Annotated in this window: 15 protein-coding genes; 6 read left to right on the forward strand and 9 right to left on the reverse strand. The window is 68.3% G+C overall.

The annotated features are described in order from the left end of the window. Window positions 1-8: 8 nt before the first annotated feature. Window positions 9-3236 carry a carbamoyl-phosphate synthase large subunit gene (gene carB / locus AC16DP_RS43635; RefSeq protein WP_329729801.1) on the reverse strand — a complete coding sequence of 1076 codons (3228 nt, stop codon included), beginning with the start codon at window positions 3234-3236 and terminating at the stop codon, window positions 9-11. 156 nt (window positions 3237-3392) lie between these two features. On the opposite strand from carB, the gene AC16DP_RS43640 reads away from it, so the two are divergent. The 3 genes from AC16DP_RS43640 to AC16DP_RS43650 all read left to right on the forward strand — a co-directional run bounded on the left by AC16DP_RS43640 (window position 3393) and on the right by AC16DP_RS43650 (window position 5249). Continuing rightward, window positions 3393-4118: a hypothetical protein gene (locus AC16DP_RS43640; protein ID WP_329729800.1), complete on the forward strand. Its 726-nt coding sequence runs from the start codon at window positions 3393-3395 to the stop codon at window positions 4116-4118. 264 nt (window positions 4119-4382) lie between these two features. Further along, window positions 4383-4694 (forward strand): hypothetical protein, encoded by a 312-nt coding sequence (locus AC16DP_RS43645; RefSeq protein ID WP_329729799.1) that lies wholly within the window; start codon window positions 4383-4385, stop codon window positions 4692-4694. Between the two features lie 36 nt (window positions 4695-4730). Beyond that, window positions 4731-5249, forward strand: a complete 519-nt coding sequence (locus AC16DP_RS43650) for a hypothetical protein (protein WP_329729798.1) — start codon at window positions 4731-4733, stop codon at window positions 5247-5249. A gap of 60 nt (window positions 5250-5309) precedes the next feature. Here AC16DP_RS43650 and AC16DP_RS43655 read toward each other — a convergent pair whose 3' ends face one another. From AC16DP_RS43655 to AC16DP_RS43690, 8 genes are all read right to left on the reverse strand, one after another. Next, on the reverse strand, window positions 5310-5912 hold the full coding sequence (locus tag AC16DP_RS43655) for a head protein (protein WP_329729797.1): 603 nt from the start codon (window positions 5910-5912) through the stop codon (window positions 5310-5312). Continuing rightward, window positions 5909-6586, reverse strand: coding sequence for a hypothetical protein (locus tag AC16DP_RS43660; RefSeq protein ID WP_329729796.1), 678 nt, complete (start codon window positions 6584-6586; stop codon window positions 5909-5911). Before AC16DP_RS43660 ends, AC16DP_RS43655 begins: the two co-directional genes overlap by 4 nt. 41 nt (window positions 6587-6627) lie before the next feature. Then, window positions 6628-7818, reverse strand: coding sequence for a pyridoxal phosphate-dependent aminotransferase (locus AC16DP_RS43665; protein ID WP_329729795.1), 1191 nt, complete (start codon window positions 7816-7818; stop codon window positions 6628-6630). 131 nt (window positions 7819-7949) lie between these two features. After that, window positions 7950-8432 carry a pantetheine-phosphate adenylyltransferase gene (coaD, locus tag AC16DP_RS43670; protein WP_329729794.1) on the reverse strand — a complete coding sequence of 161 codons (483 nt, stop codon included), beginning with the start codon at window positions 8430-8432 and terminating at the stop codon, window positions 7950-7952. Window positions 8433-8465: 33 nt separating this feature from the next. Continuing rightward, on the reverse strand, window positions 8466-9023 hold the full coding sequence (gene rsmD / locus AC16DP_RS43675; RefSeq protein WP_329729793.1) for a 16S rRNA (guanine(966)-N(2))-methyltransferase RsmD: 558 nt from the start codon (window positions 9021-9023) through the stop codon (window positions 8466-8468). Then, on the reverse strand, window positions 9023-10075 hold the full coding sequence (locus AC16DP_RS43680) for a hypothetical protein (RefSeq protein ID WP_329729792.1): 1053 nt from the start codon (window positions 10073-10075) through the stop codon (window positions 9023-9025). The genes rsmD and AC16DP_RS43680 overlap by 1 nt, the downstream gene beginning before the upstream one ends. Before the next feature lie 62 nt (window positions 10076-10137). Next, entirely contained in the window at window positions 10138-11490 is a 1353-nt protein-coding gene (locus tag AC16DP_RS43685; protein WP_329729791.1) for a carbohydrate porin, read from the reverse strand. A 203-nt stretch (window positions 11491-11693) separates the two neighbouring features. Further along, entirely contained in the window at window positions 11694-12683 is a 990-nt protein-coding gene (locus AC16DP_RS43690; RefSeq protein ID WP_329729790.1) for a cation diffusion facilitator family transporter, read from the reverse strand. A gap of 109 nt (window positions 12684-12792) precedes the next feature. Between AC16DP_RS43690 and AC16DP_RS43695 the strand changes: the two genes are divergently transcribed. The 3 genes from AC16DP_RS43695 (at window position 12793) to typA (ending at window position 17340) form a co-directional block, all read left to right on the forward strand. Further along, window positions 12793-14376 carry a sigma 54-interacting transcriptional regulator gene (locus AC16DP_RS43695; protein ID WP_329729789.1) on the forward strand — a complete coding sequence of 528 codons (1584 nt, stop codon included), beginning with the start codon at window positions 12793-12795 and terminating at the stop codon, window positions 14374-14376. A gap of 4 nt (window positions 14377-14380) precedes the next feature. Continuing rightward, on the forward strand, window positions 14381-15331 hold the full coding sequence (locus tag AC16DP_RS43700; RefSeq protein ID WP_329729788.1) for an alpha/beta fold hydrolase: 951 nt from the start codon (window positions 14381-14383) through the stop codon (window positions 15329-15331). Window positions 15332-15498: 167 nt separating this feature from the next. Next, window positions 15499-17340 carry a translational GTPase TypA gene (typA, locus tag AC16DP_RS43705; RefSeq protein ID WP_329729787.1) on the forward strand — a complete coding sequence of 614 codons (1842 nt, stop codon included), beginning with the start codon at window positions 15499-15501 and terminating at the stop codon, window positions 17338-17340. The last annotated feature ends 3 nt before the right edge of the window (window positions 17341-17343 follow it).

Here is a 17343-nt window from a genome sequence, read left to right on the forward strand (position 1 = left end):
GGCCGAAGCTACTTCCTGGCCAGGTAGTCCTGGAGCGGACGCACCGTCTGCTCCTTGCGCAGCAGCGCCTCCAGCGCCCCCACCGCCATCCGAGCCGCCTGCACCGTCGTGTAGTACGGCACGCTGTGCATCAGCGCCTCGCGCCGGATGGAGAAGCTGTCGGCGATCTCCTGCTTGCCGAACGTCGTGTTGATCACCAGGACGATCTGCCCGTCCACGATCTTGTCCACGATGTGCGGCCGGCCCTCCTGCACCTTCAGCACCTTCTGCGTCTCGATGCCCTTCGTCGCCAGGTACTGGTGCGTGCCACCCGTGGTCACGATCTGGAACCCCAGCGAGCGCAACCGCCTGGCCAGATCCACCACCGCCGGCTTGTCGTCGTTCTTCACCGAGATGAAGACCTTGCCGCTCCTCGGCAGCTTCACGCCCGCCGCCTGCTGGCTCTTGGCGAAGGCCGACGCGTAGTCGTCCGCGATGCCCATCACCTCGCCCGTGGACTTCATCTCGGGCCCGAGGATGACGTCCACTCCCGCGAAGCGCGCGAACGGGAACACCGACTCCTTCACCGCCACGTGCCGGAACTCGGGCTCCTGCGTGGCGCCCAACTCCTCCAGCGTCTTGCCCACCATGCACAGCGAGGCGATCTTCGCCAGCGCCACGCCCGTGGCCTTCGAGATGAATGGCACCGTGCGGCTCGCCCGCGGGTTCACCTCCAGCACGAAGATCGTCTTGCCCTGGATGGCGAACTGCACGTTCATCAGACCCACCACGCCCAGCTCCTTCGCCAGGGCCATGGCCTGATCCTTCATCCGCTCCACCAGGTCCGGCGACAGCGAGTGCGGCGGCAGCGTGCACGCCGCGTCACCCGAGTGCACGCCCGCCTCCTCCACGTGCTCCAGCACGCCGCCCACCAGCACCGCGCCCGTCTTGTCCGCCACCAGATCCAGATCCACCTCGGTGGCGTCCTTGAGGAAGCGGTCGATCAGCACCGGGTGCTCCGGCGACGCGCTCACCGCCTCGCGCATGTACCGCTCCAGGCTCTGCTGGTCGTACACGACCTCCATCGCCCGGCCGCCCAGCACGTACGAGGGCCGCACCATCACCGGGTAGCCGATGCGCTCGGCCACGCGGTAGGCCTCCTCGTGGCTGCGCGCCACGCCGTTCTCCGGCTGCATCAGCCCCAGCTTTTCAATCAGCTGCGCGAAGCGCTCGCGGTCCTCGGCCCGGTCGATGGCGTCCGGCGGCGTGCCGAGAATGGGCAGCCCCGCCTTCTCCAGCGGCACGGACAGGCGCAGCGGCGTCTGCCCGCCGAACTGCACGATGGCGCCCACCGGCTTCTCGCGCTGCGACACCTCGAGCACGTCCTCGATGGTGAGCGGCTCGAAGTACAGACGGTCCGACGTGTCGTAGTCCGTGGACACCGTCTCCGGGTTGCAGTTGACCATCACCGTCTCGTACCCGGCCTCGCGCAGCGCGAAGGCCGCGTGCACGCAGCAGTAGTCGAACTCGATGCCCTGGCCGATCCGGATGGGGCCGCTGCCCAGGATGAGCACCTTCTGGCGCGGGGTGGGCGGCGCCTCGTCCTCCTCCTCGTACGTGGAGTAGAGGTAGGGCGTGTACGCCTCGAACTCGGCGGCGCAGGTGTCCACCCGCTTGTATACGGGCCGGATGCCCTTCGCGTGCCGGCGCGCCCGGACATCGGCCTCGGTGCAGCCCAGCAGCTGCGCCAGGTACTTGTCCGCGAAGCCGTCCGACTTCGCCGCGCGCAGCACCTCGTCCGGCACCTTCTCCAGCTTGCCGAACTCCTGGATGTGCTTCGCCTCGTGCACCAGCGCCTGGATGTGGCGCAGGAACCACGGATCGATGGCGGAGAGCTCGTGCACCTCCTCCACCGTCATGCCCTCGCGGAAGGCCTGCACCACGTAGCCGGGCCGCTCGGGACGGGGTACGCGCACGTAATCGCGCAGCACCTTGCGCCGCTCCTCCTTGTTCTCGGGGAGTTCGGGAGCCTCCAGGCCGGTGCGGCCGGACTCCATGGAGCGCATGGCCTTGAGGTAGGCCTCGCGGAAGGTGCGGCCAATGGCCATCACCTCGCCCACCGCGCGCATGCTGGTGGTGAGGGTGCGGTTGGCGTGGGGGAACTTCTCGAAGTTGAAGCGCGGCACCTTCACCACCACGTAGTCCAGCGTGGGCTCGAAGGAGGCCGGGGTGTCGCGGGTGATGTCGTTGCGCAGCTCGTCCAGCGTGTAGCCGAGCGCCAGCTTCGCCGCCACCTTGGCGATGGGGTAGCCCGTGGCCTTCGAGGCCAGCGCGCTGGAGCGCGACACGCGCGGGTTCATCTCGATGACGACGATGCGGCCGTCGCGCGGGTTGACGCCGAACTGGATGTTGGAGCCCCCCGTGTCGACGCCGATCTCCCGGATGATGCGCATGGAGGCTTCGCGCAGCCGCTGGTACTCGCGATCCGTGAGCGTCTGGGCCGGGGCCACGGTGATGGAGTCACCGGTGTGCACGCCCATGGGATCCAGGTTCTCGATGGAGCAGACGATGATGACGTTGTCCGCCGAGTCGCGGACCACCTCCAGCTCGTACTCCTTCCAGCCGAGCACGCTCTCCTCGATGAGGATGGTGCTGGTGGGGCTGGCCTTGAGGCCGGAGCGGCAGATGGCCTCGTACTCCTCGCGGTTGTAGGCGATGCCGCCGCCGGTGCCCCCCAGGGTGAAGGAGGGGCGGATGATGGCGGGGAAGCCGATCTCGTCCGCCAGGGCGAGGGCCTGGTCGATGGTGGTGGCGTAGCCGCTCTTGGGCAGGGCCACGCCGATGCGCTCCATGGCCTGCTTGAAGAGGAGCCGGTCCTCGGCCTTGTTGATGGCCTCGAGCGAGGCGCCGATGAGCTTCACCCCGTACTTCTCGAGGATGCCCTGCTCGGCGAGCGCCTTGGCGAGGTTGAGCGCCGTCTGACCGCCCATGGTGGGGAGGACGGAGTCGGGGCGCTCCTGGGCGATGATCCGCTCGGCGACCTCGACGGTGATGGGCTCGATGTACGTGCGGTGAGCAAACTCCGGATCGGTCATGACCGTCGCCGGGTTGCTGTTCAAGAGGACGACCTCGACGCCTTCCTCCCGCAGCGCCTTGGTGGCCTGGGTTCCTGAGTAGTCGAACTCGACCGCCTGGCCGATGACGATCGGGCCAGAGCCAATGACGAGAACCTTCCGGATATCGTTACGCTTGGGCATCGAGGGGGGGCCAATAGCAACCTTCGCCCCCGCTTGCACCAACCGTGTGAAACGGGTAGCGGGGGGAGGAAGGGGGGAGGCCTGCCCGGCGGCAGGGAGGTCGATCCCAGGCGGCCGTGCGCTCTGCTAGGCTGTGCTCCGTTTTCCGGAGGTTTCATGCGTCGCTGGTCTCTGGCCCTGCTCGTTACCCTCGCGTCACCTGTCCTCGCCCAGGAGGCCCAGGAAGCTCCCGCCGCCCCGGCGGCCGAGCCGGCTCCGGCGCCCGCTCCGGCCGCCGAGCAGGCGGCACCCGCTGGGGAGCAGGCAGCTCCGGCTGGGGAGCAGGCTCCCGCCGAGAGGCCGCGCCGCCGCCGCAGGCAGGAGGCCGCCGCCGAGGCAGCCGCCCCCGCCGCCCAGCCCTCCGCGGCCCCCGCTCCGGCGGCCCCGGCGCCTGCACCGGTCGCGGCTCCCACCGCCCAGGCTCCGGCTCCCGCGGCCCCGGCTGCCCCTCCCGAGCCCGGCAGCGTCCAGGAGCAGGTGCGCGACGAGGCCCGCTACCTGGTGGGCTACCTGCTCACCGGGGACGTGCGCAGCACCGTGCCGATGCTCTCCTTCCCCTTCCAGCTGGAGGAGCGGAGGTTCGACGCGCCCGAGCCGCTGGTGGTCACCTGGGTGAAGGAGCTGCGCAACAAGCGGACGGACCTGGTGACGCTCTACGACGTCGAGGTGCTGCCGTACGCGGAGATGGAGAAGAAGTACGGCAAGCCGCCCGCGCGGCTCGGCATCAACATCCCGCGCGGCACCGAGGTGTACGCCGCGGTGGCCAACCTCTCGGGCCACGCGGCGGTTCTGCTGTACCGGCAGGACGGCGAGGGCTGGAAGGCGTTCGCCTACACGGACTGAGTGCGGATTCCGGAACTTCGGGGCTGACGGCCATCGAAGAAGCAGAGCCCCTCGTATAATCGGGGTGTACTCGAGAGAGGGGCACTCATGAGGGTCGGGGTACTATTGCTCGTTGGCTCCATCCTGCTCGGCTCAGGGTGTGGTCATGAGCGCTCGGGCTCCATCCGAGAGCCCTCCGCTCCTGTCCGGCAGGAGCGTGGCGGGTCCGAGGTCGAAGACGAAGGCGTACGAGCCAAGGGGAGCACTGTTTCTTCCCGTGTCTCGGTGCTCATCGCCAACGGGCAGTTCGCCGAGGCAGAGGCCCTGATCGCCGAGGGCGTGGCGTCGGGACTCATCTCCCAGCCCCATGCCACCCGGTTGCTGGAGCGCATCGCCCAACTGAACATGAAACTGGGCGAGATCTCCGCGAGGCTCCAGCGCGCTCCGGACTTCCCCTCGCAGCTCAAGGACTACACGCTGTTTCAGATCAAGCAGATGCTGGAGAGGGGCGACTACAGCCTCGCCACGGAAGCCCAACTGAGAATGGCCAAGAAGCTGCTCGAGAACCCGGATCGCTTGATGGACAAGGTGAGGTAGGCCGTGGCGCATCTCAGCCTCGATGAGCTGACAGCCATGTTTCAGGCAGCCCGGAAGGAGGGAGAGGCCGACAAGGACAATCCCGAGCAGCTCCGGCTCCACCGCGAACTCCTCGCGGCCTGTCCCGCGTTCACTCCCAACCTCCTGCGCCTCGCGCGGCTACTCCAACTCATCGATCAGCCCGACGTGGATGCCCCGGAGTCGTTCTCGGAAGCCCAGCGGCTGCTGGAGCAGGCGGTACAGAGCTCGGAGCGAAGTGCTCCCTCGCTGGTGGAGCTCGGTTACTTCCTGGACGATCTCCGCAACGCCCCGGAGGACGCGTTCGCGCTCTACCAGGAGGGGGCAGAGAAGTCGTTGGAGACGCTCGAGTACGCGTGGGCGGGGATGATCCGGTACTGGACCGACAAGCGAACCCGTGAGTCGCTGACACAGGCTCTCCAACTCGGGGAAAAGGCGCTGAAGGTCTTCCCCGAGTCCGAGCGCATCCTCTACTACGTCGCGGACGCAAGGCGTTACGCCGTGCAGCAAGGCATCCTCGCAGCCAGGGAAGAGTGATGACCTTCACCTGGAATCAGACACCCATCAAAAGGCCCGATGCGCCAGGGCCCGCCACCGCTACTCGCCCGCCTCCTTTTGTTCTCGCCTCCTCCGCACCGCATGGAGTCTCTCCACGGCGGAGAAGGGGAAAAGGGCCCGGTGGTGGATGTTCTCGTAGAACGCCGCGAGATAGCGCTCGCTCCCAATCTGGATGACGGCCTGAGGTGGGGGTTCGGCCTGACCGCTCCACCAGGCCTTCGCCTCGTCACGCGTGTTGAACGTGGCCACCACCGGGGGGAGCCCGTTTCGCGTCATCTCCTCGATATGGATCGCGATCGCCAGATCCGGAACGAGCGCACGGCGTTGTTCGTCGCGAGACGAAAGGACGACGTGGTACTCGTCCGCGATCAACACGAGGGCCAGATCGGGCGACGTGGGTCTTTCCCTGACCCAGACTTCTGCTTCGTCGCGGGTGTTGAAGGAAGCGATGACCCACGGGGGAGCATTGGATTCATCATCACGGCGGTAACGCTCGAACTCATAAGACTGCCCATTGCGCCAGACGAACCAGAGCGCATCGATGGCGAGGAGAAACAACTCCTTCTCCTCGGGAGACCGGGCATGTTCCCGGCTCTTTCCGAGCAACTCCTGTGCTTCGAGCATGCGGTCGAAGATCTTCACTGCGCCACCGCCGTGAATCGGGGCTCGCCATCGAACTCCGAGGACGCCAATGCAGCCGCCGGAATCAACACGATGAGCACTCCAGGGGGGAAGGCCACGACGAAGGCAACTCCTGCAATGACAACCGTACTTCCCACCAACAATCCGTCGCGGTTGCGCTTCAACCAGTCAATCGCTTGATTCGTGGCCGAGAACTCTTGAGGGCGGCGCCTCTGCAACTCCTCGCAATCGCGGTACGGCTGCCAGCAGCCCTTCCTGCAATGAGCCGACTTGGCGCGATACGAAGTGATGTGCGAATAGTCCTCGGACAGAGGCTGACTCAGGCAATTATCAATGCACGCGTCCAACTCCGCATGACAATCTCGCGCATGCGCAGCCGCGAGTACGATGCGCCCATATGACCGCTCCGCACGCGGTTGGAACCTGAATTGCGAAAGGTCGAATTCCGCGATGGGGCGCCAGCTGTGGGTGAGGTGACCGCCAGGGGTCTCCTGGATGACGAGCACGTACTGGTCGAGTTCCTCAACGGCTGGTGACGAACCGCCACCCGCCATCCCCATGGACCCACGGGTGCTCACGTCATGGGCCGGCCCCTGACCTGCCGGCCCGGATGCACAGCCCGATATGAGCACTCCCAAGAGGACCACCACCGCGCCCAGGTTCACGATTCTCATCTGGCCGAACCTATGCGGGTGATGTGGGCGGTACAAGCGTCTCAGCGCGTGGAGCCCACGAACTCGCGGAAGCGATCCAGGCCCTTGCGCAGCTGCTCGCGCGAGGTCGCGAAGCTCATCCGGAGGTAGCCCTCCACGCCGAACGGAGCGCCCGGCATCGCGCCCAACCGGAAGTCGTTGAGCAGGATCTCCGAGATCTGCATCGAGCCCGTCACAGGCTCGCCCTTGTACGTGCGCCCCAGCAGTCCACTCACGTTGGGCAGCACGTAGAAGGCGCCCTCGGGACGCCGGCAGCGCACGCCCTCCATCGAGTTGAGCGCGTCCACCACCATGTCCCGCCGCACCCGGTACTCCTCCACCATGGGCGCGAAGATGTCCTGCGGACCCTCGAGCGCCGCCAGCGCCGCCTTCTGCACGAAGGACGCCGCGTTCGACGTGGACTGATCCTGCACCATCTGCATGCCCGCGATGAGCCACTTGGGCCCCGCCGCGTACCCCAGGCGCCAGCCCGTCATCGAGAACGCCTTGCTCATCCCGTTGATCACCACCAGCCGCGGCACCAGGTCCGGCGCCACGTTGCCGATGTTCAGGAACTCGCCCTGGTAGAGCAGCTTCTCGTAGATGTCATCGCTCATCACCAGGCACTCGTGCCCGCGCACCGCCTGCGCGATCCCCTCCAGCGCGGCCCGCGAGAACACCGCCCCGGACGGATTGCTCGGGCTGTTGAGCACGATCGCCTTCGTGCGCGGCGAGAGCGCCCGGCGGATGGCGTCCGGATCCGGCGCGAAGCCGTCCTCCTCGCGCGTCTGCACGAAGACGGGCTTGCCGCCCGCCAGCTGCACCATCTCCGGGTAGCTCACCCAGTACGGCGCCAGGATGATGACCTCGTCGCCCTCGTTCAGCAGCGCCTGGAAGGTGTTGTAGATGGCCTGCTTGGCCCCCACCGACACCACCACCTGATCCGGCGCGTACGTGAGGCGGTTGTCCCGCTCCAGCTTGCCGCAGATGGCCTCGCGCAACTCCAGGATGCCCGCCGTGGGCGTGTACTTCGTGAAGCCCTGCCGCAGGGCCTCGATGGCCGCCTGCTTGATGTGCTCCGGCGTGTCGAAATCGGGCTCGCCCGCCACGAGGCCCACCACGTCCACGCCCTGGGCCGCCAGCGCCTTCGCCTTCGCGTTGAGCGCGAGCGTGGGTGACGGCTTGATGCTCTTGAGCCGGTTCGCAAGATTCATGGCTGGTGCCTAGCAGCGCGCCCCCCGGGCGGACAAGAAGCCCGGAGTCACCAGTGAACAGATCCGGGCGCTCCCTCGAGGAGATGACGCCCTCGGCTCACCGCGTCATCGAGCCGCGCTTCTGGCGCCGCTCAGCCCTGCTTCGCGTACTTCGCGCGCAGCACCTTCAGCACGTTGGGCGGCACCAGCCCCTCCACGTTGCCGCCGAACGAGGCCACCTCCCGGACGAGCTGCGACGACACGTAGAAGTAGTCCTCGCCCGTCATCATGAAGACGGTCTCGATGCCGGGGGCCAGCTTGCGGTTCATGTTGGCCAGCTGGAACTCGTACTCGAAGTCCGAGACGGCCCGCAGTCCGCGCAGAATCACGTTCACGCCGCGCCGGTTCGCGTACTCCACCAGCAGTCCGTGGAAGGCATCCACCTCCACCCGCGGATCCTGGCACGCATCGAGGATGAGCTGCTTGCGCTCCTCCTCGGAGAAGAGCGGGACCTTCTTGGGGTTCACCGCCACCGCGACGATCACCCGATCGAACATCTGGAGTGCGCGCTGGATGATGCTGAGGTGACCGTTGGTGAGCGGATCGAACGAGCCCGGATAGATGGCGGTGCGCATGCGCTCACAGTCTCGACGCACCGAGACAACCGGTCAAGGAATGCGGAACAGACTGACCAACGTGTCACCGAACCGCCGCTGATCCACCCGCTCGAAGCCCTCATGGGACTCGGGGGCCGCCTCCCGCTTGTCGTGCTCGACGACCACCGTGCCCCCGGGGGCCAGCACCTTGCTCCGGGCGATGCCCTCCAGCACCGTCTCCACCACCCGGGCCGCGTACGGCGGGTCCGCGAAGATGAGCTCGAACCTGTCCCCCCGGCGGCCGAGCACCTCGAGCGCCCGCTCCACTGGCTGCGCGAGGATCTCCACCCGGGCGCCGAAGCCCAGCGTGTCCGTGTTCGCCCGGCACAGCGACAACGCCTCGCGATCCGAGTCCACCAGCACGGCCCTGGGAGCCCCTCGCGAGATGGACTCGAGGCCCAGCGCCCCCGTGCCCGCGTAGAGATCCAACACCTTCTGCCCCTCCAGCCACTGGCCGAGCACGTTGAAGATCGTCTCGCGCACCCGGTCCGCCGTGGGACGGATGTGCTTCGACGTGGCCTTGGGGCCCGCCAGCGCCCTTCCCTTCGCACTGCCCGCGACAATCCGCATCAGTCGCCCCGCTCCGCCAGGAACACCATCGACTTCCACCCCGTCCGCGACGCACCCAGCGCCGCCAGCACCTCGCAGGCCTCGGCGAACGTCAGCGCCTCCAGCCGCGACGCCTCCTGCGCATCCAACGCCGGAAGCTGCGCGCCCATCACCCCGAGCAGCTCCCCCGCCCCCAGTCCGGCCTTCTCCGCCTTCTGCTCCAGGCTGGTGCGCACCGGCTCCGGGTACGCGGCCAGTGCCAGCCGCTCGAAGGGCGCCGTGCACTCCACCTTCTTCACCCCCGCCGCCACGTACGTGGGCAGCACCCGCGCCGAGCGCCGCCCCGCCTCCCCCACCGTCACCCCCACCCCGTACTGCCCCGCCAGCTCCACGAGGCTCCGCAGGAACTGCACGTCCTGCTCCTCCTCGCCCAGCAGGGCCGCGGTCAGGCGCAGGAAGCACACCGCCACGCCCCGCCGCCGCAGGCCCTCCAACAGATCCCGGGCGCCCTCCAGCTCACTGCCCTCGTCGCCCGCGGGCAGCGTCACCTCCAGCGCCAGCTCCCGCTCCAGCACCGGCCCGGACAGCCGCCGCACCGCATCCGCCGCCGCGCCCGCATCCAGCCGCGTCACGTCCAGCGACACCAGCGAGAAGCCCGCGTCCACCAGGCGGAAGATGCCCTCCTCGAGCTGCCCCAGCGTCTCCGGCTCCGCCCTCGGCACCCGCACCGGCCCCGCCTGAAGGAAGACGGGACGCGTGTGACCATCCGCCTCCGACACCTCCTGCACCGCGGCCATGAAGCGCTCGGCGGCGCCCCGGTCCGCCAAGGGATGCGGGCACATCAGCCCCAGCACCGCGTCCTCGCCCCGCGCCGCCGCCAGCAGCCCCGGCAACATGGGCCGCGCGGGCACGGGCACACATGGCAGCGCCGCCGGTACCCCCTCCAACGCCGCGAGCAGATCGCGCGGGTTGAGCGCGGGCAGCCGCGAGCGGGTCCCCAGCCGCGCCACCACGCTCGTCGGCCTCAGCGTCAGCACCTTGTCGAGCACGTTCATCCGGAGAACGAGAATCATCCGCTCCCGAGGGGGGCCGCAAGCGCGATATGGGGAATTTCGTTCAGCCCCTCACCCGGCGCTCAGAACCACCACTCCACCTGGGCGCCCAGGTAGTGTCCGATACGCGTGGGACCCACGGTCTGCAGGAAGGGCGAGACGAGCCCCCGCACGGCATCCCGGTCATAGAAGGCGACCGTGTAGAAGAGCCGGAAGTGGGGCCGGGCGAAGACGCTGAGCTCCCCGGTGGGGACGATGGCGGGCATGAGCGTCATCTTCACCGCCGTGGACAACGGGCCCGGGCCCACCGTCAGCCCCTGGAAGCTCGCCTCCTGGATGAGGTGGAACATCTTGCTCAGGTACCAGGTGCCACGGGCGCCCACCGCGAAGTCCACGGTCTCGTCCTCGGGCTTCCCGCTCCCGCCCTGGCCGTAGTGGAAGATGCCATAGCCGTTGAAGCTGTAGCGGGGCCCGAGGTCGATGAGCAGATGCTCCACCACCTCGACGCCCACGGCGCCGGCATACCGGCCGTCGGCATCGGGCGCGCCAAAGGTGTTCCACGTCTGCCCGCCCCCGGCCCCGCCATTGGCGAGGCCTCGGCCGTAGCGCACCGAGAGCTCGTTGAAGCCCCGGGCGCCCAGATCCAGGCGTCCCTTGATGCCCAGCACCCAGCCGAAGTCCGAGAGCCGCGCGGGCGAGCCGTCCGCGAGCCGGGCCGAGGAGGCCGGGAGCAGGTGCAACTCCGTCAGCAGGTGCGCCTCGAAACGCTCGTGGAGCTCGTGCACGTACTGGCCCACGAAGACGGTGCGCTGGCGGCGCGTCTCGCCCTTGCCATCCCCGTCCAGGTCCACGTTGTACAGCGCGTTCGTCTCCGAGGTGCGCAGCAGCACGGCCACGTCCAGCCGGCGGTACTGCACGCCCACGCCCTGCCCGGTCAGGTTGTTGAAGTAGTAGAAGTCGGAGATGTGCACGTCGGTGCCGCGGTAGAAGCGGGCACCCGCCCACACCTTCAGCTCCGGCAGCCAGAAGTTGCCGGCCTCCACGTAGGCCTGGAACAGCTCGATGCGCAGCGTCCGGGCGAAGTCGGTGCTGAAGGCGCTGAGGATCAGACCGTTGTTGGAGAGCAGGGCCGGCGTCATCACCAGGCGGACGAAGGCATCATCCAGATCCTGGGGCGGAGGAATCAGGTGGAGCGCGATGGTCGGCTCCAGGTAGTCCCCCTCCTCCAGGCGGCCGCCGATGGCACTCCCCGTCAGGTTGAGCCTCCGCCCCTGGATGAAGTCGCCCTGGGGCGTCCAGGCCAGCCCCATGCGGCCGTACATGGACAGCCGCAGCCGGTCCGCCAGCAGGTCCGCCCGAGCCAGCGGCGCGGCCAGCACCAGCGCCACCGCCAACCCTCCCACGAGCCCGGACCCGCGCCTTCGGAGCACCGTCACGGAGGCCTCCTGTGTGCGGCGGCCCCCCGGCGCTCCGGCCCTGGGCCACCGCATCCGTCGTTTCCGGCATGCTGTATATGGACAGGGGCGTCATCACCCCCTCGAACGAGGCTCTGTGTGGCCTTCAACGTCCGGGGAGCGTGAAAGCCGCGCGGAGGCCCGCTCGTGTTGGCGGCCTCACGGCGGCGGACGGCGGGAGCGGCTCAGTGCACCTCGCCCTGGTGGGCGTAGGTCTCGCTCTCGATCTGGATCGTGGTGTGATCGATCCCGAACCGCTCGAAGAGCTCGTGCTTGGCCGCGGTGAGGATGTCGTCGTTGTTGCAGACCATCGGATCCTGGACCACCAGGTGCGCCGACAGCGCGTGCATCCCGCTGGCGATGGTCCACACGTGCAGGTCGTGCACGTCGCGCACGCCCTCCACCTTCAACAGCAGGCCCTTCACCACCGACAGGTCCACGTGCGACGGTACCGCCTCCAGCAGCACGTCCACCGCGTCGCGCACCAGCCGCAGCGCGCCCACGACGATCACCACCGAGATGAGCACGGAGATGATGGGGTCCACCATGTACCAGCCCGTCAGGTACATCACCCCGGCGCCAATCAGCACGCCCACGCTGGAGAGCGCATCCCCCAGCACGTGCAGGAAGGCCCCGCGCACGTTCATCGAGTGCGAACGGTGCAGGAAGCCGAGCGCTCCCAGGTTCGCCACCAGACCCACCGTGGCCACCAGCGCCATGGGGCCCAGCTTCACCTCGGCTGGAGCGCGCAACCGATCCCAGGCCTCCACCAGGATGAAGACGGTGATGCCCAGCAGCAGCACGCCGTTGAGCAGCGCGCTGAGGATCTCCATGCGGTAGTAGCCGTACGTCTTCTTCAGGTCCGCCGGCTTGCCCGAGAACCACAGCGCCAGCAGGCTCAGCCCCAGCGCGCTCACGTCCGTGAGCATGTGGCCCGCGTCGGACATCAACGCCAGCGAGTTGGTGAGGTAGCCCCCCACCGCCTCCGCCACCGCGATCGTCCCCGTCAGCACCAGGGCGAAGAGCAGCCGCGTCCGGTCCTTCCTCCGCTCCTCCTTCATGGAAGGAGGCAGCCGCTTCGTCGGTTGACCGTGACCGTGCCCCTCGCACGCCTCGCCGTGAGCGTGCTCGTGGTCATGACCCGATGCGCCATGGATGTGGGGAGAGGTAGTCACGAGCGGATGATGTGCGAACGCAGATCCACGGAGAAGCACCAAACGGCTAGAGTCCGGAACATCGTGGGTTCAAGGTTTTTCCCCTGTTGAACATCCCAAGGCACGGCAGATGGACTTCGAGAGGCACCAGAACCTGCACACCATCATCATGCTGCGGGAAATCATACGCAAGTGGTGGAGAGCGGAGCTCCACTTCGCGGACCGCAACGGGCTGGTGATGGAGTGGCAGAAGGGCGGAGATATTCCCCCGACGCCCAACGGGTGCTGCCGCTTGTCGCTCAGCTCGCGGGAGGGACTGCGGCGCTGCAACCAGTCCGTGCGTCAGTTGCACGAGCAGTTCCGGGCCAACCGGCGGCTGCGCCGCGCCACCGTGCAGCCATGCCACCTGCAGTTCAGCCTGGTGGGCGCGCCGCTCTACGTGCAGGACGAGTACGAGGGCTGCTTCTTCGTGGAGGGCTTCCTGCGCGAGCCGCCCTCGAGCCGGGACGTGGAGGTGCTCAAGACGCGCCTGCGCGAGCTGGGCGCGGTGAGCGCGGACGTGGAGCGCGTGGTGGATCGCCTGCCGGTGCTCGGCGACGACGGGCTGACGAAGCTGGCGGATCTGCTCGAGTACGGCGCCAGCGAGATCGCCGCCTTCGAGGCGGACAAGGCCCGCCGCGAGGAGATCGGTCCGCCGGGAGCCACCCCGGGCAACGGTGACCACTACCGCTTCGAGGACATCATCGGCCGCTCCGGGCCCATGCAGGAGATCTTCAAGCTGCTGCAGAAGGTGTCCAACTCGGAGGCCACCATCCTCATCAACGGGGAGTCGGGCACGGGCAAGGAGCTGGTGGCGCGCGCCATCCACTTCAACGGCCCGCGGCGGCACGGCCCCTTCGTGGTGCAGAACTGCTCGGCCTTCAACGACAACCTGCTGGAGAGCGCCCTCTTCGGCCACATGCGCGGCGCCTTCACCGGCGCCATGCGCGACAAGAAGGGCCTCTTCGAGGTGGCCGACACCGGCACCTTCTTCCTGGACGAGGTGGGCGACATGTCCCCCGCCCTGCAGGTGAAGCTCCTGCGCGTGCTCCAGGAGGGCACCTTCCTGCCCGTGGGAGGCACCGAGCCGCGCGAGGTGGACGTGCGCGTCATCGCCGCCACGCACAAGGATCTGGGGGAGATGGTGAAGCGGGGCGAGTTCCGCGAGGACCTCTTCTACCGCATCAACGTCATCCGGGTGCACCTGCCCCCGCTGCGCGAGCGCCGGGACGATCTGCCGCTGCTGGTGGACCACTTCCTGCGCAAGCACCACCGCGAGGGCCAGCGCGCCCGCGGCCTGTCCCCCGAGGCCATGGCCCTGCTCTCCACCTACGCCTGGCCCGGCAACGTGCGCGAGCTGGAGAACGAGATGGAGCGCCTGCTGGTGCTCGGCGGAGACCTGGATCTGCTGCCCGCCGAGCTCATCTCCAGCCGCATCCGGGACGCGGTGACGCCCGGCAGCCTCTCCATGCTCACCGCCCGCGCCGCCGGCAAGCTGCACGAGGCCGTGGAGACGTTGGAGCGCGACATGATCCACCAGGGACTGTTGCGCACTGGCAACAACAAGAGCCGGCTGGCGAGGGAGCTTGGCATCAGCCGCTCCAACCTTATCTTGAAGATCGCCAAGTACGGCCTCGACAAGGGTCTCCCGCCCGGCGCCGAGGCAGACGCGTGAGCACATGAGCCACTATTTCCGGCAGGACTTCCTCACCGTGCCCGACGGGGCCTCGCTGTACTACCAGGTGCAGGGTGAGGGCGAGCCGGGAATGGTGTTGTGCGACGGCCTGGGCTGCGACGGCTTCGTGTGGAAGTACCTCGCGCCCTACCTGGGGCAGAGCTACCGGGTGCTGCGCTGGCACTACCGGGGCCATGGGCGCTCGGGGCTGCCCCGCGACCGGCAGCGGATTGGCATGCTCTACACCTGCGATGACCTCAACCGCGTCATGGACGCGGCGGGGATCGATCAGGCGGTGCTCTTCGCCCACTCCATGGGCGTGCAGGTGGCGCTCGAGTTCCACCGCCGCTACGCCCACCGGGTGAAGGGGCTCGTCCTCCTCTGCGGCAGCTACGGCACCCCGCTGGACACCTTCCACGACGGCGACTGGCTCAAGCGGCTCTTCCCGCTCATCCGCTTCACCGTGGAGCGCTTCCCCCAGCCCGCGGCCCGGCTCACCCGGACCCTGCTGAGCACCGAGCTGGCCATGCAGGTGGCCCTCTCCGTGGAGCTCAACCGCTCGCTGCTGGCCAGGAGCGACCTCGTCCCCTACTTCACCCACCTGGCCAACATGGATCCGGTGGTCTTCGTGCGGACCCTGGAGTCCGCTGCCCACCACAGCGCGTGGGATCACCTGCCCCACGTGGACGTGCCCACCCTCATCGTCGCGGGCGAGCACGACAAGTTCACCCCGGCGTGGCTGTCGCGGCGCATGGCCGCCCACATCCCGGACGCCGAGTTCATGATGGTGCCCCAGGGCACCCATGCCGCCCCCCTGGAGCACCGCGAGCTGGTCGAGCTCCGGGTGGAGCGCTTCCTGCGCGAGCACCTGCCCGCCTCGCCGCCCGCCCCCCTCCCCGCTCACCGGGAGAGCGAGGGAGATCTGCTGCTGGATGTGGCCGCGTCGCCTACCTGACCGCCCATCTTTCGTCCAGCCACGTTGCAGTGTGGACACTCGCGGCATATAAGCGCCCGCCCTCCGCGTTCCTGTGGAGTTCACACAGGGTCCCGCGCGCGGGGCCTGGGCGTCTTGCCCATCCACGATTTTCTCAGCCGGAGGACGCAGCTCCGGCTCGCTTCGACATGATTGCCCGAGAGAACATCCGTAACGTCGCCATCGTCGCCCACGTCGACCATGGCAAGACCACCCTCGTCGACCACATGCTCCGCCAGGCGGGCATCTTCCGCAGCAACGAAGCCGTGACCGAGCGGGTCATGGACTCCAACGACCTCGAGCGCGAGAAAGGCATCACCATTCTCGCGAAGAACACGGCCGTTACGTACAAGGGCAAGCAGATCAACATCATCGACACCCCGGGCCACGCGGACTTCGGCGGTGAGGTGGAGCGCGGCCTGCGCCTGGTGGATGGAGTGATCCTCCTGGTGGACGCGGCCGAAGGCCCCCTGCCCCAGACGCGTTTCGTGCTCAGCAAGGCGCTGGGCATGGGCCTGAAGACGGTGCTCGTCATCAACAAGATCGACCGCCAGGACGCCCGTCCCAAGGAGATCCTGGATCAGGTCTACTCGCTCTACATCGACCTGGGCGCGGACGAGCACCAGCTCGAGTTCCCGGTGCTGTACACGATCGCCCGCCAGGGCCAGAGCTCGCCCTCGCTGGAGCAGCCGGGCAAGAGCCTGGAGCCGCTGTTCGAGGCCATCCTCTCGCACATCTCGCCGCCTCCGGCGCCGACGCAGGAGCCGCTGCAGCTGCTGGTGGCCAACCTGGACTACGACGACTACGTGGGCCGCCTCGCGGTGGGCCGCGTCCAGGCCGGCCGGCTGGCGCCCAACATGCCCGTGGCCGTGATGCGGGACGGCGGCAAGATCGAGCAGGGGAAGATCGTGAAGCTCTACGGCTTCCAGGGCCTCAAGCGCACGGAGATTCCGGACGCGGGCCCCGGGGAGATCGTCTCCATCGCGGGCATCGAGGCCATCTCCATCGGCGACACCATCGCCGACGCGGAGAAGCCGGTGGCCCTGCCGCGCATCACCGTGGACGAGCCCACGATGATGATGATCTTCAAGGTGAACGACGGGCCGCTGGCGGGCAAGGAGGGCAAGTACGTCACCAGCCGCAACCTGCGCGAGCGCCTGTACCGCGAGGCCTACCGCAACGTGTCCATCCGCGTGGAGGACACGGAGACGCCGGACGCGTTCCGCGTGGTGGGCCGTGGCGAGCTCCAGCTGGCGGTCATCATCGAGACGATGCGCCGCGAGGGTTACGAGCTGACGGCGTCGAACCCCGAGCCGGTGACGAAGACGATCGACGGCGTGCTGCACGAGCCGATGGAGCTGATGTTCTGCGACGTGCCCGAGGGCAGCGTGGGCGCGGTGACGGAGCGCCTGGGGCCCCGCAAGGGCCGCATGACGGACATGTCGCAGCTGGGCGGCGGGCGGACGCGCCTGGTGTTCCGCATTCCGGCGCGTGGCCTCATCGGCTTCCGCTCGGAGTTCCTCACGATTACCCGTGGCGAGGGCATCATGAGCAGCCAGTTCGACGGGTACGAGCCGTGGTTCGGCTACATCCCGAAGCGGGCCAACGGCGCCATCGTGTCGGACCGCCTGGGCGAGACGGTGCCGTACGCGCTCTTCAGCATCCAGGAGCGTGGCCACCTGTTCGTGGGTGCGGGCGTGACGATCTACGAGGGGATGATCATCGGCGAGCACGTGCACCCGTCCGAGCTGAACGTGAACGCGTGCCGCGAGAAGAAGCTGACGAACATCCGCGCGGCGGGCCGCGACGAGAACGTGATCCTGACGCCTCCGCGCGAGATGGGGCTGGAGAAGGCGCTGGAGTGGATCGCCGACGACGAGCTGGTGGAGGTGACGCCGAAGTCGGTGCGCATGCGCAAGAAGGCACTGAGCTCGGGCGAGCGTTACCGGGCCGAGCGTGATCGCAAGCGCGAGGAGCGCGGCGAGGCGTAGAGC

It is taken from the genome of Archangium sp., from assembly GCF_057119385.1.